The sequence below is a fragment of the Paenibacillus rhizovicinus genome (assembly GCF_010365285.1).
Classification (GTDB): domain Bacteria; phylum Bacillota; class Bacilli; order Paenibacillales; family Paenibacillaceae; genus Paenibacillus_Z; species Paenibacillus_Z rhizovicinus.
The window spans coordinates 912,197-936,022 of sequence record NZ_CP048286.1; the positions used below are offsets into that span (position 1 = coordinate 912,197).

The window sequence follows — 23,826 nt, forward strand, 5'->3', positions numbered from 1 at the left end:
CCGGCGGCCGATTAAAACGGAGCATGCCGCCTTACAATCAGCTATTATAACCAGGTACTAACAGTATATAGAAGAACGCCGCTTCGTGCAATGTCGGACGCCTATTTCATTTATAAATCGCCATTCGAAAGGCGGATTCCCGCAAAGTAAACCTAGCTTCTCACCTAAAATGATAAACGAATTGTCCCTCAAACAAACAATAGCACTCCATCCGAAGATGAAGTGCTACCCGTGAGCCTCAAACTATTGTTTGATGATCTCTCTAGTTTTGTAAGTTCCGCAAACTTTGCAAACGCGGTGAGCCAATTTCAATTCTCCGCATTGATCGCACTTCACCATGCCCGGCACCGCCAGTTTGAAATGCGTGCGGCGTTTGTCACGACGCGTTTTCGATGTTCTACGTTGTGGTACTGCCATGTTTCCCACCTCCTTAACAGAATTGCATCAAGCGCATAGCGCTCTTATTCCTTCGAGTCTTTAAACAAGTCTTTCAAGGCGGCAAGCCTCGGATCGATCCGCTCGTTCGAGCAGCCGCAACTTTGCTCATTTAGGTTGCTTCCGCATGTGTGGCAAAGTCCTTTACAGTCTTCGCTGCACAGCGGCACGAATGGCAGTTCAAGCATCAGCATTTCTTCCAGCATCGGCTCGAGCTCCAGCTTGTCCTCTTCCACCGGAATGGTATCTTCCGGCTCCGATCCGTCCACTTCGGCTTCAAGCTTGAAGCGTTCGTGAAACGGCAGTACGACATGCTCCTTGGTAGGTTCCAGACAGCGGGAGCAGGACAGTTCCACGTCGATCGCCAATTCGCCCTCCACATGGGCAACGCCGTCTTCTCCCCAAGCCGTCATGTTCACTTCCATCGGACTCGCGTTCAAGACATCCTTGCGCACTTGCTTCAGCCAATCGGTGTTCAAGCTGGACTTGAACGTCGTTCTTATTCCTTTGGCTGATAATTCGCGTACATGAATCTCCATGGTATCACTCCAAACAAACAAAGTTTATTATATCGATTATCGATTCGTTTTGTCAACATTTTCACGCCGTGATATAGTGAAAAATATACGATACAGTCGTTCGGAGGTTTGTCCATGCGTACAGTTGGGATTATTGTCGAGTATAACCCGTTCCATAACGGACATCTTTATCATTTGCAGCAATCGCTAAAAATAACGAAAAGCGACGCCGTCGTCGCGGTCATGAGCGGACATTTCCTGCAGCGCGGGGAGCCCGCGCTGCTGAACAAGTGGACGCGCGCCGAGATGGCGCTGCGCGGCGGCTGCGACGTCGTCATCGAGCTGCCCGTCGCCTATTCCACGCAGGCGGCGGAATGGTTCGCTTACGGCGCGGCGGCGCTGCTGGACGCGACCGGCGTCGTAGACGCGCTCTGCTTCGGCAGCGAGGCGGGCGACATTGCGCCGCTCCGCCGCGTCGCGCGGCTGCTCGCGCATGAGCCGGAAGCGTTCGCGGGGCTCATGGCGGATGAACTTCGGACGGGCGCCAGCTATCCCGCCGCATACAGCGGCGCCGTCCGGCGTTTCATGGCCGCGGCCGGCGACGAGGAAGCCGCGGCCTTCCCGTTCGAGCAGCCCAACAATACGCTCGGGCTGCATTACTTGCTGGCACTGGAGCGGCTGGGCAGCGCCATAGAACCGTTCTCGCTGCGCCGCGAGAAAGCCGGCTACGCGCAGACGGACATCACCGATGCGCAGATCGCCAGCGCAACGGCCATTCGCAAGCTTGTCGCGGAATCGCAATCTCCGGACTGCGCGGCACCCTTCGTCCCGTCGTCCACGATGGAGCTATTGCTCCGCGACCACGAGATCGGCCGCGGCCGCAACGGCTGGCAGCAGTATGCGCCGCAGCTCTTCCACAAGCTCGTCAGCGAACCGGCGGCCGCGCTCGAACGCTATCATGAAATTAGCGAAGGGCTTGAGCACCGCATCAAACGTACGCTGACCGAACTGGACGCACTGGCGTTCGAACCGCTGCTGGAACGCCTGAAGACGAAGCGTTATACGCGCACGAAGCTCCAGCGGGCGCTGCTCGCCGTTCTGCTCGGGCACGACAGAGAGCTTCTCTCGCCGGAGCGGCTGCGAACCGGCGTTCAATATATCCGCGTCCTAGGCTACAGCCCCCGCGGCAGAGAATTGCTGAAGAGGATGCGAACTACAGCGAAGCTGCCGGTACTGCAGAGCGCCGCCGGGAACGACTTCCCTTATCTGGCACTCGACGTCCAAGCGACGTCGGTATACGCACTCGGCTGGCCGAATGCAACACCGCGCGATCTATTCCGCGATTATTACGAGAGGCCCGTCAGCATCTAGCAACTCCGGCGGCGAGAACCTGCCGCCTCTAGCAAGCCAGCCAAAGGCGCCGGCTTGCAAAAAGCAGCTGCCCCAAGCAGCTGTAACAACCATCTCCGGCGGCGAGAACCTGCCGCCTCCGGCAAGCCAGCCAAAGGCGCCGGCTTGCAATGAGCAGCTGCCCCAAGCAGCTGTAACACAACCAACTTCGGCGGCGAGAACCTGCCGCCTCCGGCAAGCCAGCCAAAGGCGCCGGCTTGCAAAGAACAGCTGCCCCATGCAGCTGTAACAACCAACTTCGGCGGCGAGAACCTGCCGCCTCCGGCAAGCCAGCCAAAGGCGCCGGCTTGCAACGCGCACCACCGTAAAGCGTGTCCCGCCAGGGACGAAAGCGCGGCCCCGCACGCATTGGCTCCCAACCGCCTCTGCGGCGCGCAACGTTATCATGGCCCCGCAAGGGGCAGCAGGTAACTCGCGAGCGCCAATCGTCAAGTGTGTCCCACCAGGGACGAAAACGAGCCACGCACACAAGTAACCCGAGAGCGCTGCTCTGCAGCACAAACGTTATCCCATCCAGGTGTCCAGAGGACAGAGTCCTTGGGGTCCCCCTTGGCGAAGGGGGATTTAGGGGGATCGCCGGGTCTAATCTTCACTAGACAAGCGTAAGCATGTAGTGGCGCCGGTTTGTCCGGCCGCCCTACCCTGTATATGGAGTGAGGTACGATGAAACGCACCCTCTTGCTTGCTTGTTTATCCGTTCTGCTCGTCGCATCGATCATTACGAGACCCGATGAAGCGTTCCAGGCTTCCTTGCAAGGATTGACCGTGTGGTGGAATATCGTCTTTCCCGGCCTGCTGCCGTTTCTTACGCTCCTGGAGCTGATGCTGGCCTTCGGCGTCGTGCACGCGCTCGGCACCCTTCTGCATCCGATCATGCAAAAGTTGTTTCGCCTCCCGGGCGAGGCCGGAATTGCGCTTGCGCTCGGCTGGACAGGCGGTTTCCCGTGCGGAGCCGAAGCAGCGGCCGCGCTGCGCAAGAGGGATGCGTTGACCGTCAAGCAAGGCAATCGGCTGCTCGCGCTGTCCCATATGCCGAATCCGCTCTTCATGCTGCTTGTCGTCGGCACGGGGTTCCTGCATCGTCCCGAGCTGGGCGCGGCCATCACGATCGTCGTCTGGCTGGCTGCCCTGCTCCCTGTTCTCGTCGTCGCCAGAATGACGAAACTCGAAGCCGCTCCGGCCGAAGCCCGCTCGTCTGCCAGCCTTTTTCGCAAAGCTGCCAGAGCAATGCGCGAAGCGAGGGAACGCGACGGGCGCTCATTCGGCAAGCTGCTCGGCGACGCCGTTACCGTGGCTGTCTATAAACTGATGGCGATCGGCGGATTCATGATTTTCTGCGCCGTGCTCGTGAAGCTGCTGGAACCGCTGATGCCCGGCTCCATCCCCGCCTTCGTGCTCCCCGGCCTCGTCGAAAGCCATATCGGCGCATATGCCGCATCCGCCGCTGCGTTCACGGGCGGCTTGCCATGGAAAGCTGCCGCCATTGCCGCCGTGCTCAGCTGGGGCGGCTTGAGCGCCCTGCTGCAAGCCGGAGCGGCCATATCGGGCACCGGCCTCACCTTGCGGTCGTTAGCCGCAGCTCGCCTCCTGCACAGCGCCACGGCTTTCGTGCTGATGCTTACGTGCTGGAAACCCATTACCGTCATGATGAGCGGCCTGTCTCCCGCCGCCGCGACCTTTGCCTGGCGGTACGAAGAAACGGGTCCCGGTCCGTCTGGCGTCATTCGTGCCAGCGACTTGCATTCTTTATGGCCCTATGCGCCGCTGCTTCTTCTCGTATTCATCTGCACGATGACGCTGCTCGTCTGCGTATCCGCAGCAACAGCGAAGCTGAAGCTCCGCTAGTTCGTCACGCTTCGGAATATTTCGCAATCAGCGCCGACTGCACTTCCGGCGGGACCAAATCCTGCACATTGCCGTGGAACATCGCGATTTCCTTGACGATGCTGGAGCTCAAATACGAATATTTCGGGTTCGTCATCATGAAGATGGTTTCGATATCCCCGTCCAATTGATGATTGGTCGAAGCCATTTGCAGTTCATATTCGAAATCCGTTACGGAGCGAATGCCGCGCACGATGACATGCGCTTCCTTGGACTTCAAGAAATTGACGAGCAAATCGCGGAAACTATCAATGGACACATTTGGCAAATCCTGCGTGACATCGGCAAGCAGCTGCTTGCGTTCGTCCACGCTGAACAACGGTTTCTTGCTCGTATTGTTCAGGACCGCCACGATTAAATGATCATACTGCTTGGCTGCGCGGCGGATAATATCCAAATGTCCGCATGTCACAGGATCGAAACTGCCGGGATACACCGCGACGCGCCGTGCCGGAGATCCTGTTGTCGATGTCGTTGCTGCCATATTTTATTCCTCCGTTACTCCAACCGTTTCAATAGACGCTTCGCCTGCATCGTAGCGGTAAATCGTTACCGCCGTATCTCCGTATTCCGAATGCTTGAGCTGCCGGTAATGCGCAACCGATTCCGGATACCGATGCTCCGCGTCATGCTCGACGACGACCGTCGCGTCTTCCTCCAGCAAACCGCGAGTCGCCAGCTCCGTCATCAGATCGTCCATGTCCTTCATCCGGTAAGGCGGATCGAGAAAGACCAGGGCGAATTTCAGATCCCGTTTCGCCAGCGCCTTGACCGCCCGGACGGCATCCGTCCGATAAATCTCCGCGCGATCCGACAAGCCGGCAGCTTGCAGGTTCTGCTTGATGACCTCGATGCTCGCTCCTTCCAGATCGATAAAGACGGCGTTATCCGCGCCTCTGCTCATGGCCTCGATGCCGAGACCGCCTGTGCCGGCAAACAAATCAAGCACGGAGCCGCCGTCGAAATACGGACCGATCATGCTGAATATCGCTTCTTTGACTTTATCGGTCGTCGGGCGCGTGTTCTTGCCCGGCACCGCTTTTAAAGAACGGCCTTTGGCCGTGCCTGCGATTACTCTCAATGCTGCTGCTTCCCCTTTCACGACCAAACAGGTTACATACGGTAAGTATCGTAACACATTTCATCCGAGGTGTTAAAGATTTGGTTGCTCGCTTAACTTATTTGCAAGATTCGCAAGCATGCCGGCATCATGCTCTTGATCATCCATACCTGCCAGCAAGGTCAAAAAAAGCGTTTCGCCGCCTGGGCGAAACGCTTTTCTTCTAATAATTAGGCATAATGGCAAGCTGCCCAATGGTTCGGTTCCACTTCGCGGAATGCCGGCACCTCCGCCGCGCATTTCTCGGTTGCGAACGGGCAGCGCGTACGGAACGGGCAACCGCTTGGCGGATTGACCGGACTTGGCAGATCGCCGGATAATACGATGCGTTCTTTGTTCGACACGACGTCGAGATCCGGAACCGGAATCGCCGACATCAAAGCTTTCGTGTACGGATGCTTCGGATTGGCATAGAGTTCTTCGCTTTCGGCGAGTTCCACCATTTTACCCAAATACATAACGGCTACGCGGTCGGAGATATGCTTGACCATCGCCAGGTCATGCGCGATGAACAAGTAGGTCAACCCGAAATCGCGCTGCAAATCTTGCAGCAAGTTAACGACCTGCGCCTGGATCGACACGTCCAATGCGGAAATCGGCTCATCGCAGACGATGAATTTCGGATTTACCGCCAAGGCGCGCGCAATCCCGATCCGCTGCCGTTGACCGCCGGAGAATTCGTGCGGATAACGCGATGCGTGTTCCGAACGAAGGCCGACGCGGTCGAGCAAACGCTCGACTTGCAATTTCCGTTCTTTGCTGCCATGGGCCAACCCGTGGATATCCAGCGGCTCGGCAATGATATTCTCGACCGTCCAACGCGGATTAAGCGATGCGTACGGATCCTGGAACACCATCTGCATTTCGCGGCGCAGTGCTTTCAGCTTCGCGCCTTTCGCTTTCATGATGTCCTGGCCTTGGAAGTTTACGGCTCCCGCGGTAGGTTCATAAAGGCGAAGAATCGTGCGGCCCGCCGTCGACTTACCGCAGCCGGACTCGCCGACCATGCCGAGCGTCTCGCCTTGGCGGATGCCGAAGCTCAGGTCATTGACGGCTTTCAGCGTCTGATTGCCGCCGACCTGGAAATATTTTTTCAAGTGATCGACTTCGATCAACACATCGTTGTTTTTGCTAATCATGCGCTAGCACCCTCCTTGCAGGCTGGGTCGTGGAGCCAGCATCTAGCGGCTTGCGTCTCGCTGATCGGGTAGTTCACCGGATCGTTGTCCACGCAAATGCGCATCGCTTCGTCGCAGCGCGCGCAGAATGCGCAGCCCTTCGGCGGAGCGGACATGTCCGGCGGCGTACCGTGAATCGGGATAAGCGGTTCGCTTTTGCTATGATCCAGACGCGGCAGCGAACGCAGCAAGCCCCGCGTATACGGATGCTGAGGGTTTTTGAAGATTTCTTCCTTCGTACCGGTCTCGACCACTTTACCGGCGTACATGACGACGACGCGGTCGCAAGTTTCCGCGACGATGCCGAGATCATGCGTAATGAGAATGATGGACGTGCCCGTCTTCTCCTGCAGTTCTTTCAACAATTGCATGATTTGCGCCTGAATCGTCACGTCGAGCGCCGTCGTAGGTTCATCGGCGATCAGCAGCGACGGATTGCACGCCAGGGCAATCGCAATCATAACCCGTTGACGCATACCGCCGGAGAATTGATGCGGGTATTGGCGCACGCGATCCGTAGCATTCGGAATGCCGACCAGCGTCAGCAATTCAGCCGCGCGATCCGTAGCCTGCGATTTCGTCATGTTCTGATGTTTAACCAGCACTTCGGAAATTTGGCGGCCGACCGTCAGCGTCGGATTCAGCGACGTCATCGGATCTTGGAAAATCATCCCGATCTCATGACCGCGGATGGCTTCCATCTCCTTCTCGGACTTCGCCAGCAGATCCTGACCCATGAATTCGATGGAGCCTTGTTTGTATTCGCCCGGAGGCGTCGGAATCAAACGAAGAATCGATTGCGCCGTAACGCTTTTACCGCTGCCCGACTCCCCGACGATCGCCACGGACTCGCCGCGTTTCACGTCCAGACTGACGCCGCGCACCGCTTGAACCTCTCCGCCGCGCACGTGAAACGAGATATGCAAATCGGTAATGCTTAAAATCGGATCGTTCATAGAGCTCACTCCCAGCGCTGTTATTTTTTCATTTTCGGATCGAATGCGTCCTGCAAACCATCACCGAAAATATTAAAGGCAAGCATCGTGATACTGAGCAGCGCAGCCGGGATAAGCATCAACCACGGATACAAGGTCCACGAAGACAAAGCTTCGCCGATCAAGGAACCGAGAGAGGCTGCCGGCGACTGAACGCCCAGACCCAAGAAACTCAGGAACGCTTCGGAGAAGATCGCCGACGGCACCGACAAGGTAACCGTAACGATAATCGGACCTAGCGTATTCGGAATCAGATGTTTAAACAGGATACGCGCGTTGCTCGCGCCCATCGATTGGGCAGCCAACACGTATTCTTGCGTTTTCAGCTGAAGAATTTGACCGCGGACGATCCACGACATCGTAATCCAGCCCGTAATCGACAAGGCGATGATGATGGTCGTGAGGGACGAGCCCATAACGACGCTGAGCAAAATCACGACGAGCAGATGCGGAATGGCATACAGCATTTCGGCGATTTTGTTCATGACGCCGCCGACGCGCTTGCTGGCATAACCCATGATACCGCCATAAATGATACCGATGAGCAAATCGAACAATGCGGCCGCGACGCCGACTGTCAAGGAAATACGGACGCCCATCCACACGCGCGTAAATAAATCGCGTCCTAGATTGTCCGTTCCGAACCAATGCTTGGCCGAAGGCGATGCAAAGGTATTATCCAAATCGTTCGTATACGACGTATACGGCGAAAACATCGGACAAACGATGGCAAGCACCGTAATTGCGACGAGAATATACAAACCGGTCATGGCCCAGCGGTTGCTGCGCAGCCTTGCCCAAGTAATTTGCCAAGTTGATCGGCTTTCGGTTGCGATAACCTCGGCCTCGGAATGCTTTTGTTCCAGCTTTTCGAACGGCGACGGAGCAGTTTGACTCATGGTTTAACTACACCCCCGCTCAGTTTAATGCGTGGATCTACGAAAATGTACAGAATATCTGTCACGAAACGCGCAGCCATCAGAATGACAGCATAGAAAATGGTGATCCCCATAATGAGCGTGTAATCACGATTCATAACGCTGTCTACAAAGTAGGCTCCTAAGCCCGGAAGACCGAAAATCTGTTCAACGACGACAGAACCGGTAATAATGTTAGCGGTCATCGGTCCCAAATAAGTGACGACCGGCAAGATACCGTTACGCAAACCGTGTTTCCAAAGAATGGCTCTTGGCGTCAAGCCTTTAGCCTTAGCTGTACGAATATAATCGGAAGTCAACACTTCCAGCATGGTAGAGCGGGTAAGACGGGCAATAAAAGCAATCGGGAGCGTCGACAGCGCAATCGTGGGAAGCACATAGTCGATCGGACTTTCCAATCCGGCCACGTGGAAAATCGGTACTTTAACGGCCAAAAAATATTGAATCATGGATCCAATAACGAAGTTAGGCACCGAAATGCCGATAACGGCCAGCATCATCGCTGAATTATCGACCAATTTTCGATGACGCAGTGCTGCCATCATCCCCAGATAAATACCTACGATAACCGAAATGATAACGGCAAAAATACCGATTTTGGCCGATGTGCCAAAGGAATCCGTAATGATGCTCGTAACCGTACGATTTTGACTTTTCATGGAAAGTCCCAAATCGAATTGAAGCAATTTCTTCATGTACACCAAATATTGTTCGCCGAGCGGTTTATCCAATCCGTAATGCGCCATAATGTTCGCTTTAATTTCCGGTGGAATAGCCTTCTCTTGGGTGAAAGGGTCCCCAGGGACTGCTTTCATTAAGAAGAAGGTTGCGGTGGCTAGAATAAGAAGGGAAAACACGATGTTGACAAGTTTACCACCCAAGTACCGAACCATCTAAGCACTCTCCAATCATAGAGAAGGGATATATATGGGTGTACCACATATATCCCTATGTCCCCTGTATTCTTATTGCGTATTATTTTTCGATCGTAATATGCGAGTAGTCGACGTTGCCACTGTAATCCACGACGTAGTTTTTCACGTATGGTTTGATCAGCTGCGCGGACGAGTAGTAGTAGAGCGGCATGATCGCCATGTTATCTTGGATCAAGATTTTCTCTGCTTTCGCCATCGCGTCTACGCGTTTTTGTTGATCGTTCGTGCTGTATGCTTCTTTAACGAGCGCATCGTATTCAGCGTTCTTGAAGCCGATGTCGTTGTTGCCGCCTTTGGACGTGAACATATCGATGTATGTCATCGGATCGTTATAATCCGCGCCCCAACCTGCACGAGCAACGTCGTAGTTCAGGCTTTGACGGTTTTTCAGGAAGACTTTCCATTCTTGCTTCTCGAGCTTCACGTCGATGCCGAGGTTCGTTTTCCACATGTCGGCGATCGCTTGAGCCACTTGCTCGTGCGTGCCTTCGTTGAAGGAAAGCGAGAATGCAGGCATTTTCGTCATGCCTTCTTCAGCAAGACCTTCTGCAAGCAATTGTTTTGCTTTTGCAACGTCTTCTGTGAAGTAGTTGTCTTTCACTTCCGTACGATACTCGCCGCTCACGCCGTGAATACCTGTCGATACGAAGCCGAATGCCGGTACTTGACCCGCTTTCGTAACTTTATCCACGAGGTCTTGGCGGTTGATCGCCATCGAAAGCGCTTCGCGGACTTTTGCGTTATCGAAAGGCTTCTTCGTGTTGTTGAAGTTATAGTAGTACGTGCTTGCGATACCTTTGATGGAAAGCTCTTTGTTGTTGTCTGCGCGGTATTTCGCGATTTGTTCCGTCGGGATGCTGCCTGTCGGAGCGCCTGCCCAGTCAAGCTGGCCTGTTTTGTACATGCTCAGCTCGGTATTCGGATCTTTAACCATCGCGAACTTAACGCTAGTCAGCTTGATGTTGTCTTTGTCCCAGTAGTTTTCGTTCGGAACGAGTTCGATCGAATCGCCGTGTTTCCACGATTTCATTTTGAACGGACCGTTACCTACATAACCGGCAGCTTCTGCGAACGTCGAATCTTTATGCACAGGGTAAGCCGTGAAGAAAGCCGCGATGTTCAGGAAGTAAGGCGTCGGGTTTTCGAGCTGCACGACCAATGTTTTGTCGTCCGTAGCTTTTACGCCGAGTTGGCCCGGATCCGTGATGTGATCAGGGTTGTCCTGAGCGATGTTATAGTTTTGACCATTTTTAATGTAATAGAGCTGGTAAGCATATGGAGCTGGAGGATTCAGGTTTGGATCGAGCGTGCGTTTCCAAGAATTCTCGAAATCCTGAGCCGTTACTTTATCTCCGTTGGACCATTTGGCGTTATCGCGCAGATGGAACGTGTACGTTTTGCCGTCAGCGGATACATCCCATTTCTCGGCAACGCCTGGAACGATGTTTCCGTCCTTGTCCATGCGAGTCAAACCTTCGAACAGACCGGACAACACAGTGAAGGATACTTGATCCTGCGCTTGCGCGACGTCAAGACTTGGCGGTTCGGTCGTAAGATTCATCCGGAACGATTGACCGGATCCCGATCCGCTCTTCCCGCAGGCAGATAGAATTCCTGTCAGGACCAGCATGAGTGAAACCAAAAGCAGCATTTTCTTTTTCATTCTTTAGAGCCCGCCTCCATGTTTCAAATGTATAATTTTTTAAACCTGTAGCCAATCATACATCGGATTTAGCAATTTGTAAAACAGTTTTTGAACACTTGTAAAGATTTGCTATCTCATGATGTCAATTAACTTCACATTTATGTAACAGGTAATGAATTCACGTTCATTCCATCTGTTTTTACCTTTAACATTATATCCGTAACGCAAAAAAACACCGCAGGCCAAATTATGGCTGCGGTGTTTCTGCATTGAACGTATAGCTATAGCTTATTTATTGACCGGCTGCTGCGTTGTTCGCTGCACCTGTCTCGGTCGTTGTTGCATCTCCTGCGGCGCCTGTAGCTGTATCCGTAGCAGCCGCATCGTCTTTCGCAAGCGTATTCGTGATTTTAGCTTTCGACTTCACATCGTCCAGCCATGCCGTCGACAATTCAGACACTTTGTCGCGTACGAGCTGTTCCTTGATTTCTTCTTTCTTATCAGCCAGCGTCGCCGCTTTGGCGTCTTTGTGATCCGTTACTTTAATGATGTGGTAACCGAATTGCGTTTTTACCGGTTCCTTCGTCGTTTCGCCGACTTTAAGCGCGAATGCCGCTTTCTCGAACGCCGGGTCCATGACGCCTTTGCCGAAGAATCCGAGATCCCCGCCTGCATCTTTGGAGCCGTCCGTCGATTTCTCTTTCGCCAGCGTCGCGAAGTCAGCGCCTTCGTTCAACTGTTTCAGGATCGCATCCGCTTCTTCTTTCGTAGCGACAAGAATATGCGATGCTTTCACTTCTTCAGCTTGATCGTACTTTGCTTTGTTGGTTTTGAAATAATCTTCGATATCCTTTTCCGTAACTGTCGCTTTCGGCTCCAGGATTTTGCGAATCGTCAGCTGCATCGGCGTTTGCGCCTTCAGATCGTCAAGCGTCATGCCGTTTTGCTGCAAGGCGCTTTCGAAATCCGCTTCTGTCGGGAATTGCTTCTTGATATAATCGATTTCTTTGTTGACATCCGCATCCGTAATCTTAACGCCGGCTTTGTCGGCTTCTTGATTGATCAGCTCTTCTTGGATCATGTTCTCTACGGTTTGCGAGCCGCCAAGCTTCACCATTTGATCATAAAGCTGGTCTTTGGTAATGGATACGCCGTTGACGGATGCGACCGACTTCTTGTCCGAACCGCCGCCGAACGGAGGCTTGACCAGCACGACAATCAGAATGAGCGCCAAACCGAGCGAAATGTACATCCACGATTTGCCGCCGCTTCTTGCCGGGGCACCAGGCGCATGACCCGCAAATACCGAATTGTTTCTTTCTTCCCGCTCTTCCTCTTCACGATCCTCGGCAGCATCTTGCTCAAGCTCCTGGTCATGCGTATTTGCGGAACTATAATTTGTTTCTTCGCGGTCGTGCGCAAGCTCTTGCGTCGATTCTTCTGTATCGGCACCCGCCTTGTTATCTTGCTCCAACGAAAGTTCGTTGTCTTGCTTCAAATCTTTCTCTTTCTCGTTCAATTTGAAATCTCCCTTCCGTCATTAGCAGTCGTCTTTTCTCTACTGTGTCACTATATCAGATAAAATATCGGCAAACCTTAAGAAAAGATAAAAGATGAAAAAAATAAAAAATTGTCGTTTGCGATGAAACGCGCAGCGCTTTCGCCGTCCATTGCGCTTCATACCGGAGAAATACAAATCAGAATAAGTTGTAACTTTGGCATTCATGTTTATTAAAGAAGCCATGCATGGACCGGGAGCAGCAAGACGGGCGTGAATACCGCGCTCGCCGCCATCGCGAAGCCGCCAAGCCCCCCTTGCTCCTCCGATTCCGCCATCAGGCGCGCCGAACCGATGCCATGCGCCGCCGCGCCGATCGCGATCGAGGCGGATATGCGATCCTTCACGCCGCAAAGACGCAGCAGCCACGGACCCGTCACGCTGCCGAAGAGCCCGGTCAAAACGGTTAACGCTGCCGTCAGACCCGGCGAACCGCCAAGCCATGACGACAAGTCCACCGCAACGGCTGCGGTCACGGATTTCGGCAGCGCCGACCGAAGAAATTCGTCGGTTCCGCTGAACAGCAGCACGCAAGCCCCGTTCACGAGGAGTCCGGCAGCGCTGCCCACGAAAGCGCCTAGCAGCAGCGAAGGCAGCATGCTCCTTAATCGCATCGCATGTTTATACAGCGGCACGGCCATTGCGACCGTCGCCGGTCCGAGGAAGAAGGAGATGAGATCGCCGCCGATTTTGTACGTTTCGAACGAAATATCGCCAAGCTGCAGCGAGAGATACACGAGCAGCGGCGCGCTGATGAGCGGATGCAGCCACGAGATTTTGCGATAAATCCATATAGCCGCCGCGTAAGCGCCAAGCGTCAGTACCGACCCGAATAGCGGATCGGCAAGCAGGCTATCGTTCATCTGCCGCCTCCTCCTTCCGCTTATGCGTGAGCCCTTTCGTCACAAGCCCCGTGGTCACCATGATCAGCGCCGTCCCGATCGTCAGGCTGACCGCAGCGGCAAGCCAGGAATCGCCGAGCGCAGGCAGGAATGCGGCAGCTCCAGCCAGCAGCGGCACGAAAAACAACATCATATGCTTCGTTAGAAAAGCCGCACTGTCTTCCACCCATTCCAGCTTAATGACGCGCAGAAAAAGGGCCGCCGTCAGCAGCAGCAGCCCCAGCACATGCGACGGCAGCGGCAGTCCGGCCACCTGATGCAGCAGGAAGCCCGCGCCGTCAAAGCCCATAATGATGCAAAACCCGCGCATGCGCTCAGTTCACCCGGTTAACCGCGCCGCCTTGCAGGAACATGCGCAGATTGTCGGCGGCAATGGCCATCAGCCGCCCTCTCGCCTCTACCGTGGCCCAACCGATATGCGGCGTCAGCATGCAGTTGGCCGCCGACAAGAGCGGATTGTCCGGCGCTGGCGGTTCAACGCCCAGCACGTCCAAGCCGGCCGCGGCAATGATGCCTTCGTTCAAGGCGTTAGCCAATTCACGTTCGACGACATGTCCGCCGCGGGCCGTATTGATGAGAATTGCGTCTTTCTTCATAAGAGAGAGCGTCTCGCTATTGACGATGCCCTGCGTATCCGGCGTCAACGGGCAATGCAGCGAAACCGCATCCGCCTCGCGGAACAGCGCTTCTTTCGAAACGAACCGCACCGACTCCAAACCTGCGATATCCTTCACCGTTCTGGAGTGAACGATGACCTGCATGCCGAACGCCAGAGCGATCCGCGCGACTTGCTGGCCGATACTGCCGAAACCGATAATGCCGAGCGTCATGCCGGCCAGCTCGTGCAGTGGAGACAATGTGAACGAAAAGTCTGGCCCGGCCGCCCAACGGCCGCCGCGCGAAGCTTCGCTGTGCGCATGGACCTGGCTGGCATGCGCCAGAAGAAACGCGAACACAAGCTGCGCAACCGAATTATTGCTGTAGTTCGGCACGTTCGTCACGACGATGTCCCGCTTCGCCGCTGCCTCGACGTCCACGATGTTGAAGCCGGTCGCCAATACGCCTATATATTGAAGCTTAGGCAGCTCCGCGATCGTTTCTGCCGTCAGCGGCGTCTTATTCGTTAAAATGATTTCCGCACCGGCCGCACGACTGACGATTTCCTCCTTCGGTGTTCGATCGAAGACCGTCAGTTCCCCCAGCTTGCCGATTTCGTCCCAGTTCAGATCGCCTGGATTCAACGTATAACCGTCCAAAACAACGATTTTCATACTTGTTCCCGCTCCTCTCGCTCGCATGTATGTATGGATAACCAATAGTACGATCATACACCATGATCGCACACCCCGTAACATATTCGGAATAAATTTCCGTCCGAGGTATAGAACGCTCCAATCTGGGCATTCTTATTATATCGGCGTCGCGAGATGCCGTAGACAACCGCGGAGAAGACTTACGTTTCCCCATAAGCTCTTCGTCCGGTTTCTCCTCTCCCATGAAAGGGGCTCGCAGCAATGCGAGCCCCGGATTTTTTTATTACTGTTTAAATAACACCCAGTATTTACAAGGAACAACGCATATTGCAGGCTGTATCATTCACACTGATATAGCCTGCTTTTTTATATTTACTCGCGACCGGGCCCCGAAACAATCCAAGCCGCTTTTCTCGTCCATTCGCGTTCGTCACGTCCGCCGGTCCGTCTTCAACGGCACCGCATCCGCCGTTTCCATATAAAAGGTCAGCAGCCGCTCCTTGAGCGCGGCCAGCACGTCCGCGAGCGAGGCATCGTCGATCCGGTTATGGACCTCCATCGGATCGCACTTTAGATCGTACAGCTCGTCCTGCTCGTAGAAGCGCCGCACGTATTTATAATCGCGCGTCCGGCACATGACCGCCTTCGTATGCTCGGGCCCATCGAGCTGCTGCAAGCCGACTCGCGGCCAGTACAAGCCGCTCGGCTCGCTCATCGACGTGCTCTCCAACTCCATTGCTTGCAACTCTCCGTGAAGTCGTCCGCCTTCGGCGAAGACCGCGTCCCGATGCTCATCCGTCTCGCCGGCAAGCACCGGCAGCAACGAACGCCCGAAATGGGTGTGACAGGGCGTCAAGCCCAGCAGCGCCTCGACAGTGGCGGGAAAGTCGATCAGCTCGACCAGCGCTTCGCTGACGCGCGGCGCCGTCTTCACGCCCAGCGGCGGCTTGATGACGAACGGAACGTTGGTCAGGCAATCCTCGAAGGTGTTCTGCGTCTTCTCGACCAACCCGTAATCGCCGGTGAAATCGCCGTGATCGGAGAAGAAGAAAACCGCCGTGTCATCGTAGATCTCCGTTTCCTTGAGCGCGTCCAACAAGAGACCGAACTGATGGTCGACGCGCGCGCACATCCCGTAGTAGGTCGCGCGCAGCTCGCGCCAGCGTTCCTCGTTCCATCCCTGCAGCTTTTGCCGGTCGAAGATGCCCTTCAGCATGCTCGGCTTGCGCGACCAATCCGGCGCCGGCGTACGCAACGGCATCTTGTTCCGGTCGATCATGCCGAACCAGGGCTCCTCGACGCCGTACGGCGGGTGCGGATAAAGCAGCGGCAAATAAATGCAGATCGGTTTATCCTTCGGCGCGCTGCGGATAAAATCGATCGCGCCGAGCACCATCGCCCAGTCCCCGTCGTAATAAAGCTCTTCGTCCGTCGCCTTCTCCAGCTTGCCGGCATAGAACGAGTAGTAGTTGTCCCCTTCGGGATCGCCTCGCCATCCGTCGGCGGCATGGAGGTTCGTTTCCGGCCGCGGCCGTTTCTCCGGCACGTACTTGATGTCACAATAGGCGCCGAACCCGGTATCCGCCGGGATGAGATCGTTTTTGCCGCCCCACCATACCGTATAACCTTCGTCCTTCAGCGTCTTCAGCAGCACGGGCTCATCCTCGTGCATCATGTGGAACATCGTCCGGTGACCGCGGACATGGGGATACCAGCCGCTCATGAACGAGCATCGGCTCGGCGTACAGACAGGGTTCTGGCAGTAAGCATGACGAAAAGATACCGCCTCGGTCTCCACGAGACGGTCCAGATTCGGCGTCACCGCCGCTTGATTGCCGAAATGGCCGACGACGTCCGCTCGCCATTGGTCAGGATTGAAAATCAGGATATGCGGTCTATTGGACATGCCAATGCCTCCTCTATCTTTTACCAGCTTGTTGGTTGCCGAGCTCCCGTTCGTATAAGACCCTCTAACGCAAATAACCGCATTTACGCGGCTTTAAATGATATAAATATTTTTGCTGACCGGCAACAGATCAAGATCATTCGTTTCGGGAAATCTTCTTCAGCTGCTTCGTATGCCGACAACGTATTAATTCGCTATGTATATCAACAATCCTGCCCACGGTCAGTCATGTATCTGCGTGTATTGTTCGGAGCATTATTCTCATGTCTTCCATATAGGAAAGCCGTGTTCCGTACCGGCGTAGTTGCCCATGTCATGTTATTTTCATGATGTCCGGATAGGAAACCGGGCACGAAATCTCGAACAAAGTCCCCTTGTTCACTTCGCTTTCCACGCGAACGGTTCCATTCATGGCTCTAATAATACTGAAAGCTACCATCGTACCGAGACCGGTGCCTTTCTCCTTCGTGGAGTAATATGGCGTGCCGAGCCGCTGAATCTGATCTTCATTCATCCCGCAGCCCGTATCCTGAATTCGCATCACGACGGCATCCCCCTCCATGATCGCCGAAATATCGACTCGGCCATTGGAAGAAGCTTCGATGCAATTCTTGACGAGGTTGATGATACATTGACGAAATTGCTGGCTGTCGCCCAGAATCGGCTGATCGGAGTCGACCGTAACCGTTAACGTTACCTGCTGCATGTTGGCGTACGGCGTCAGTACGCTGACCACCTGCCGGAGCTCGGCTCCGAGATCGAGCGGCATCATTTTGGTTATTTGCGGCTTCGCGAAAGTAAGGTAATCCGAAATGATGTTGATCGCAGTGCTTAACTCGTGCAGCGCCACTTCGGTCAAGTTCTCGCGCTTATCCGCCGAAAGTTCCTTCTCTCTGAACAACTGCAATAGTCCTTTGACGGTCGTAAGCGGGTTGCGAATCTCATGCGATACGCTCGCCGCGATTTGGCTGATGACCCTCATCTTCTCGATCTCTTGCAGCTCCATTTGAATACGGAAATGTCTGCACACCAGCTCTACGAGATATACCGTAACCCCGATCGAAGCAAACTCGACCAATTTGAAAACGATGAGATGCAAGAATTCATCGAAGTTTATGAGGTCTGTACTGAGCCAGACCAGCTTAAGCATGATCGGAAACAAACCCGCGGATACGAGAATGGACTGAAAGAGCCGCTTGCGGTTGTTCAACCGTACTTTAAGGGAGAAGATGACCAGGCTGAAGTATGTAATAGCCGCCGAGGATGCTGCGAGGAAGGCGCCATCTCCCCCGCCGATCATGTAGCGGTAGCCGATTAATAGAATAAGGAGCGCCGCTCCGACCCAGGGACCGCCGTAGATTACGCCGAGCACGAGCGGTATAAGCCGAAAATCCAGCAAGTACAGCGTTCCGTAATGATACGGAAACGTCATGCACAGGATGAGCGTAATGCTCAGAAAAACGGACAAGACGATTTGTTGAAGCTTCCCCGACGTCTTGCCATACTTTGTCCAGAAAACAAAATATAGAATGGATGGTATACAAATAAACATATAATTGCCTATGATGCTCTGCGCTATTTCTGCCAAGAAGCCCTCCACCTTTGAGAAAAGATTCCTTATATTCCCTCTATTCAACGTTTAGTATAAAGAACCTATATTAAAATACAATTAAATTCCCTTAAACGACAGAAATTTTCCCGCGAATTCCCGATCAGGGGAATAATTGACGAGACTTCTCCCACATGTACACAACAAACCCTCTCAAACGGGAATGCTTGAGAGAGTTTGTTTGCGCCTTCGTCGCCGCTAGAGGCGTTACGCCGTATTTACTTCGCTTCCGCGGCCTCAACCGACTAGATCGCGATACAGCTTGTCGTATTCGCGTGCCGATAGGCGCCAGCCGAAGTCTTTTTTCGCGCTGTTACTCAAAATTTGCGACCACGCCGTTTCATCTCGATAAAGGGACAGCGCGCGGCGAATCGTGTACAGCATGTCGTGCGCGCTCGCAGGCCCGAACGTGAAGCCGTTTCCTTCGCCGGTGTATTCGTTGTACGATGCGACCGTGTCGCGAAGCCCCCCGGTTTCCCGAACGATCGGCACGGTCCGATAACGGAGCGCGATCAGCTGGCCGAGGCCGCATGGCTCGAAGCGGGAGGGCTTCAAATACATGTCGGACGATGCAAAGATCCTTCTGGCGAGCCCTTCGTTGAATCCGATCCAAACGGCGATCCGGTCCGGATAGCGCTCCCGTGCCGCTTGCAGCATCGCCTCCAGCCGAGGCTCGCCCGAGCCGAGCGCGACGAGCTGCAGCCGTTCGTTCATCAATTCCGGGATCGCTTCTTCGAGCATGTCCAGCCCTTTTTGCCAGACGAGCCGGGATACGATGCCGATCATCGGCATCGTTTCGTCCTCCGGCAGCCCGAGCTCGCGCTGCAGCGCTTGCTTGTTCTTCCGTTTCTTCGCGACCGAGTCCCGGTAACGCACGGCCAGATGCTCGTCGCGCATCGGATCGTACGCATCCGTGTCGACGCCGTTCACGATGCCGGTCAAGTCCCCTGCCCGCTGCCGCAGCACGCCGTCCAATTGCTCGCCGTACGTCTCCGTCATGATTTCCCGCGCGTAGGTCGGACTGACCGTTGTCAGCTTATCCGCGAACCGGAGGCCGGCTTTCATGCAGCTGGCCGCTCCATAGAATTCAAGCGCGTCCGGCGAGGACAGGTCGTCGCCGGCCGCCAGCAAATCTTGCAGCAAGTCGCGCGAGAAGACGCCTTGGTATTTCAAATCATGAATCGTATATACGGTTTTGATGCGGCAAAGTCCGGGGTGACCGGCATATCGCGTACGGAGCAGGAACGGGACAAGCCCGGTTTGCCAGTCATGGCAATGCAGCACGTCCGGCAGCTCATCAGCCGCTATCAGCGCTTCGACGACCGCGAAGCTGAAGAACGCGAATCGCTCCGCATCGTCTCCGTATCCGTACAAATGGCCGCGTTTGAAATAGTACTCGTTATCGACGAGCACAATCCGCACGCCATCCATGTTCACTTCGTATAAACCGCAGTACTGGCGGCGCCAGCCCATCTGCACCCATACGACCTGTCGCAACTCCGCGCGGCTCGCGATCTCATGCGGAACTTCGCCGTACTTGGGAAGCACGACGGTCACGTCCATGCCCCGTTTCGCAAGCGCCTTCGGCAGCGCGCCAACGACATCCGCCAGCCCGCCTGTCTTCATGAGCGGCATCGCTTCCGATGCAGCGAACCATACTTTCACGGGCGTCTCGCCCTCCTCTTAGCTAGAATCAAATCACTTTGCGCTTGATCGCGAGAAACGGCATCTCGGGAACCCCGCGCAATTGCTGAAACGGCCGGATTTGCACTTCCTTGTCGAGGATGCAGCTTTCGAGCGAGCCGTCTTCCCCGATCACGCTGTTATGCATCACGATGCTGTTGCGAACGACCGCGCCCTTCTTCACCTTGACGCCGCCGAACAAAATGCTGTTCTCGACAATGCCGTCGATTTCGCAGCCGTTCGCGATAAGCGAATGGTTCACGTAAGCGCCGGTCAAATAGCGGGACGGCGGTTCGCCCTGGCTTTTCGTAAAGATCGGACCCGGCCGGAAAAATAGTTCGCGCCCGATTTCGGGCTGCAGCAGCTCCATGCTGTGACGGAAGTACGAGGCGATGTTGTTAACGACGCCAAGCATCCCGTCGTACATGCAGGCGCTCACTTTGAGCTGGTCAAGGCGCGAGTTGATCGCATGGCGCAAGAAGTGGTCGCAGCCTTGCGCCAGCGACGTTTCGATGAGGTCGATTAGCAAGTCTTTGCGCATCACGTACATTTCCATCGATACGACCTCGTCGGATAAGCGGCCGAAGTGGTCTTGGATTTCCTTGATCCGGCCCGATTCGTCCACCTTCACTTTGCGCGCCGTACCGACGATGTTCCCCGAGTTCGCTTTGCAAACGACGGTGATGTCAGCACCTTGATCGCGATGGTGGCGCAATACGTCCGCGAAATTCACGTTGCATATCATATGGCTGCGGCAAATCACGACGTATTCGTGCGGACCGTGCGCGAAATAATCCCGGTTCCGATAGAAATGATACAGGTCGCCCCGGGCGAAATCGTTCTGGTCTTCGATGGCCGGAGGCAGCACGTACAGCCCGTTCTGTTTGCGATGCAAATCCCAATTCTTCCCGGTGCCGAGATGATCCATGAGCGAGCGGTATTTCGTGTGCGCGAACACCGCGACCTTCTGCACGCCGGAATTAACCATCGAGGACAGAACGAAATCGATCAGGCGATAGCGCCCGCCGAACGGCAACGTCGCAAGGCATCTTCCTTGCGTAAGCACGCCCATTTCATCCGTTTCATGAATGAGATTGATAATGCCGAGCATCGGCAGTTTCATACCGGCTCCACCTCCTTCAATTGATGCTCAGCTATCCGCTCGCCGCTGCCGACGACCTCGATTTCATCCGAGTCGGCTCTCCCGACGCGCATGCCGTCTTCGATGACCGCGTTGTCGCCGACGATCGCGCGGATGACGCGCGCGCCGCGCCCGACGACCGCCCCGGGCATGAGCACAGCATGTTCGACAATGCTGCCCTCGCCGACGTGCACGCCGTGGAACAGCACGCTATGGTACACCTCGCCTTCGATGACGCAGCCCTCGTTAATGATCGAGCTTTGCACGCTGGCTGTTGGCGATACGTACTGTGCCGGCTGGTTCGGGCAGACGGAATAGATGCGCCACGAACGATCGTTCAAATCCAGACCCGGCTTGTCGCCGAGCAAATCCATGTTGGCCTGCCACAAGCTTTCGATCGTCCCGACGTCCTTCCAGTAACCGTCGAACCGGTACGTGAACAGGCGGGCGCCCTCTTCCAGCATCTTCGGAATGACATCCTTGCCGAAATCGTTGGACGAGCCGAGGTCCGCTTCATCCCGAATGAGCATTTCCTTCAGCGCCGGCCACGAAAACATGTACACGCCCATCGAGGCAAGGTTGCTCTTCGGCTGTTTCGGTTTCTCCGCGAATTCGGTCACGCGGCCCCGGCCGTCGATGTTCATTATGCCGAAACGGCTCGCTTCCGCCCAAGGCACCGTAATGACGGCGATCGTCGCGTCGGCGCGGCTGCGCTTATGCGATTCGAGCAGCAAATCGTAATCCATCTTGTAAATGTGATCGCCCGAGATAATGAGCACGTACTTCGGATCGTAACGCTCGATAAACCCAAGATTCTGATAGATCGCGTTCGCGGTTCCTTTATACCACGTGCTCCCATTGGATCCGACGTACGGCGGAAGCACGTGCATGCCGCCTTCGCGGCTGTCCAGCCCCCAAGAGCTGCCGATCCCGAGATATTGATTCAGAACGAGCGGCTGGTACTGCGTAAGCACTCCGATCGTTTCAATGCCGGAATTCACGCAGTTGCAGAGCGTAAAGTCGATAATGCGATAATTCCCTCCGAATGGCACGGCCGGTTTGGCCAAATCTTTGGTGAGCACCCCCAAACGGCGTCCTTCTCCTCCGGCAAGCAGCATTGCAACACATTCTTTCCGTCCCAAGCTCCAGCACTCCTCTCGCGTCAAGCAGCACGATTTTCATGAAAGTTACATTCCGTTTTCAAAAAAGTCACGCACAAGCTGCGTCGTTCTGTTCGAACGGCGTTTTCCAGTGCCTGCGACTTGGTTTTGTAAACGATATGTTGATAAGCTTCAGATTATGTAATGGAAATCATCACCATTGACGAACGGTCAAGTCTGCTCAGTTGTATACGATCGACTTATTGTACGATTCCGCTCGTTTGATGGACAATGCGCCTGCAGGACTGTCTTCTCGCCATAAATCGCGTAAAGATAGAGCCATAAGCTGGAAAAACATCGACACTTTACGGCAAATCATGAGTTTCGTGTCGATTCATCGCGATTAAATCAAAAGCCCACGACTCCTCGTGAGCTAAATTATGTCGTGCGTATGAAAATCGATCGGAAGCAGAAAGCATTTTACACTATTTGGATTCCCCTTCGGTCGTTCACGGCTACAGCAAAGAGCCCGGCAGAAGCCGGGCTCTAATTTGAATGTTCGGTTCCCTACTCGTTGACCATGACCATCTTGATCGCGGACCCGCGGTCGTCTCGCAGCGACTTCATCGCGTCCGGAAATTCGTTCAACGCGAACGTATGCGAGATCAGCGCTTCGCCGTCGACGGCGCCTGATTTCAGCAGCTCGAGGCCTTTCGGGAAGAACAGCGCCGGCGTCGCGTGGGACGCCCGCAGCTGCAGCTTCTTGAAATGGAACTCGTTCGCGTCGAACGTGATGTTCGCGCCGGCACCGTACTCGATGCCGATGAAGCCGATCACGCCGCCGGTCCTTGCAGCCTTGAACGCCGACGGAATCGTCGACGGCGGAGCCGAGACAAGCACCCGATCCACCCCGCCGCGGTCGAAAGCGTATGTCTCGAGCGGCGTCTTGTCCGTATAGATGATTTCGTCCGCGCCGAACGCGAGCGCCGTCTCGATTCGCTTGACGGAATGGGAGCGGGCCGCCGCGTAGATTTTGCGGGCGCCCCGAAGCTTCGCGAGGCGAAGCGCCATCAGGCCGATCGGCCCGAGTCCAAGCACCAGCACGTCATCGCCCATTCGGACATCGACCGTCTCCATCAGGTCAATCGCCACGCCCAGCGGCTCCGCCAGCGACGCGACCGCGAAAGACAGCCCCTCGAAAGGCACGACGACTTCCTTAGGGGCAACGATATAGTCTGCGAAGCCCATGGAGAAATTCCGGCCCCAGAAGCTCGGTCCCTTATTGCACAAGTCGTACCGGCCATCCCTGCACCATTCGCATGTCCGGCAGAATGTGCTCGTCTCCAGCGTCACCGACGCGCCTTCCGCGACATGGTCTACGCGAGCGCCTTTGCGAACGACGACGCCCGCGATTTCATGACCGATCGCTTCCCAATCGGCTGCTGCCGATTTCACGCTCGTCATGTCCGTCCCGCAAATACCGCAGGCTTTGACGCGAATCAGTACCTCGTCGTCGCCGATCTCCCCCAGTTCGCCCTCGCGAAGTTCGAACTGAAACGGCGCCTTGGCATACCACGCTTTCAATTTCATCCCCATAACCCTTCTCCGTCCTTTCG

Annotated in this window: 21 protein-coding genes; 2 read left to right on the top strand and 19 right to left on the bottom strand. The window is 55.1% G+C overall.

Annotated elements, in window-relative coordinates:
- Positions 1 to 243 precede the first annotated feature (243 nt).
- Together rpmF and GZH47_RS04130 are read right to left on the bottom strand one after the other, a co-directional pair.
- Entirely contained in the window at positions 244 to 417 is a 174-nt protein-coding gene (rpmF, locus tag GZH47_RS04125; protein ID WP_162356977.1) for a 50S ribosomal protein L32, read from the bottom strand.
- A 44-nt stretch (positions 418 to 461) separates the two neighbouring features.
- Positions 462 to 974: a YceD family protein gene (locus GZH47_RS04130; RefSeq protein ID WP_162638789.1), complete on the bottom strand. Its 513-nt coding sequence runs from the start codon at positions 972 to 974 to the stop codon at positions 462 to 464.
- A gap of 114 nt (positions 975 to 1,088) precedes the next feature.
- Between GZH47_RS04130 and GZH47_RS04135 the strand changes: the two genes are divergently transcribed.
- Entirely contained in the window at positions 1,089 to 2,324 is a 1,236-nt protein-coding gene (locus GZH47_RS04135) for a nucleotidyltransferase (RefSeq protein WP_162638791.1), read from the top strand.
- Between the two features lie 702 nt (positions 2,325 to 3,026).
- Entirely contained in the window at positions 3,027 to 4,208 is a 1,182-nt protein-coding gene (locus tag GZH47_RS04140) for a nucleoside recognition domain-containing protein (protein ID WP_162638793.1), read from the top strand.
- A 4-nt stretch (positions 4,209 to 4,212) separates the two neighbouring features.
- Here GZH47_RS04140 and coaD read toward each other — a convergent pair whose 3' ends face one another.
- The 17 genes from coaD to GZH47_RS04225 form a co-directional block, all read right to left on the bottom strand.
- Complete coding sequence (gene coaD / locus GZH47_RS04145) at positions 4,213 to 4,731, bottom strand: pantetheine-phosphate adenylyltransferase (RefSeq protein ID WP_162638795.1); 519 nt, start codon at positions 4,729 to 4,731, stop codon at positions 4,213 to 4,215.
- A 3-nt stretch (positions 4,732 to 4,734) separates the two neighbouring features.
- Complete coding sequence (gene rsmD / locus GZH47_RS04150) at positions 4,735 to 5,328, bottom strand: 16S rRNA (guanine(966)-N(2))-methyltransferase RsmD (protein ID WP_162638797.1); 594 nt, start codon at positions 5,326 to 5,328, stop codon at positions 4,735 to 4,737.
- A 209-nt stretch (positions 5,329 to 5,537) separates the two neighbouring features.
- On the bottom strand, positions 5,538 to 6,506 hold the full coding sequence (locus GZH47_RS04155) for an ABC transporter ATP-binding protein (protein WP_162638799.1): 969 nt from the start codon (positions 6,504 to 6,506) through the stop codon (positions 5,538 to 5,540).
- On the bottom strand, positions 6,503 to 7,501 hold the full coding sequence (locus GZH47_RS04160) for an ABC transporter ATP-binding protein (RefSeq protein WP_162638801.1): 999 nt from the start codon (positions 7,499 to 7,501) through the stop codon (positions 6,503 to 6,505). The genes GZH47_RS04155 and GZH47_RS04160 overlap by 4 nt, the downstream gene beginning before the upstream one ends.
- Before the next feature lie 20 nt (positions 7,502 to 7,521).
- Complete coding sequence (locus GZH47_RS04165) at positions 7,522 to 8,439, bottom strand: ABC transporter permease (protein ID WP_162638803.1); 918 nt, start codon at positions 8,437 to 8,439, stop codon at positions 7,522 to 7,524.
- Positions 8,436 to 9,371 carry an ABC transporter permease gene (locus tag GZH47_RS04170; protein ID WP_162638804.1) on the bottom strand — a complete coding sequence of 312 codons (936 nt, stop codon included), beginning with the start codon at positions 9,369 to 9,371 and terminating at the stop codon, positions 8,436 to 8,438. Before GZH47_RS04170 ends, GZH47_RS04165 begins: the two co-directional genes overlap by 4 nt.
- 82 nt (positions 9,372 to 9,453) lie before the next feature.
- Positions 9,454 to 11,076, bottom strand: coding sequence for a peptide ABC transporter substrate-binding protein (locus tag GZH47_RS04175; protein ID WP_162638806.1), 1,623 nt, complete (start codon positions 11,074 to 11,076; stop codon positions 9,454 to 9,456).
- Positions 11,077 to 11,350: 274 nt separating this feature from the next.
- Positions 11,351 to 12,577: a peptidylprolyl isomerase gene (locus GZH47_RS04180; RefSeq protein ID WP_162638808.1), complete on the bottom strand. Its 1,227-nt coding sequence runs from the start codon at positions 12,575 to 12,577 to the stop codon at positions 11,351 to 11,353.
- Between the two features lie 212 nt (positions 12,578 to 12,789).
- Positions 12,790 to 13,479 (bottom strand): LrgB family protein, encoded by a 690-nt coding sequence (locus GZH47_RS04185; protein ID WP_162638810.1) that lies wholly within the window; start codon positions 13,477 to 13,479, stop codon positions 12,790 to 12,792.
- Positions 13,469 to 13,828, bottom strand: a complete 360-nt coding sequence (locus GZH47_RS04190; RefSeq protein ID WP_162638812.1) for a CidA/LrgA family protein — start codon at positions 13,826 to 13,828, stop codon at positions 13,469 to 13,471. Before GZH47_RS04190 ends, GZH47_RS04185 begins: the two co-directional genes overlap by 11 nt.
- Before the next feature lie 4 nt (positions 13,829 to 13,832).
- Positions 13,833 to 14,789 carry a D-2-hydroxyacid dehydrogenase gene (locus tag GZH47_RS04195; RefSeq protein WP_162638814.1) on the bottom strand — a complete coding sequence of 319 codons (957 nt, stop codon included), beginning with the start codon at positions 14,787 to 14,789 and terminating at the stop codon, positions 13,833 to 13,835.
- 412 nt (positions 14,790 to 15,201) lie between these two features.
- Positions 15,202 to 16,677: a sulfatase family protein gene (locus GZH47_RS04200; RefSeq protein WP_162638816.1), complete on the bottom strand. Its 1,476-nt coding sequence runs from the start codon at positions 16,675 to 16,677 to the stop codon at positions 15,202 to 15,204.
- A gap of 313 nt (positions 16,678 to 16,990) precedes the next feature.
- Positions 16,991 to 18,265 carry an ATP-binding protein gene (locus GZH47_RS04205; protein WP_162638818.1) on the bottom strand — a complete coding sequence of 425 codons (1,275 nt, stop codon included), beginning with the start codon at positions 18,263 to 18,265 and terminating at the stop codon, positions 16,991 to 16,993.
- A 258-nt stretch (positions 18,266 to 18,523) separates the two neighbouring features.
- The gene (glgA, locus tag GZH47_RS04210; RefSeq protein WP_162638820.1) at positions 18,524 to 19,951 is read right to left on the bottom strand and encodes a glycogen synthase GlgA; all 1,428 of its coding nucleotides are present in this window, start codon (positions 19,949 to 19,951) and stop codon (positions 18,524 to 18,526) included.
- Between the two features lie 28 nt (positions 19,952 to 19,979).
- Complete coding sequence (gene glgD, locus GZH47_RS04215) at positions 19,980 to 21,092, bottom strand: glucose-1-phosphate adenylyltransferase subunit GlgD (RefSeq protein WP_162638822.1); 1,113 nt, start codon at positions 21,090 to 21,092, stop codon at positions 19,980 to 19,982.
- A complete protein-coding gene (locus GZH47_RS04220; RefSeq protein WP_162638824.1) occupies positions 21,089 to 22,252 on the bottom strand; it encodes a glucose-1-phosphate adenylyltransferase in 1,164 nt (387 codons plus the stop codon). Before GZH47_RS04220 ends, glgD begins: the two co-directional genes overlap by 4 nt.
- Before the next feature lie 525 nt (positions 22,253 to 22,777).
- Complete coding sequence (locus tag GZH47_RS04225) at positions 22,778 to 23,800, bottom strand: zinc-dependent alcohol dehydrogenase (protein WP_225446358.1); 1,023 nt, start codon at positions 23,798 to 23,800, stop codon at positions 22,778 to 22,780.
- Between the last annotated feature and the right edge of the window lie 26 nt (positions 23,801 to 23,826).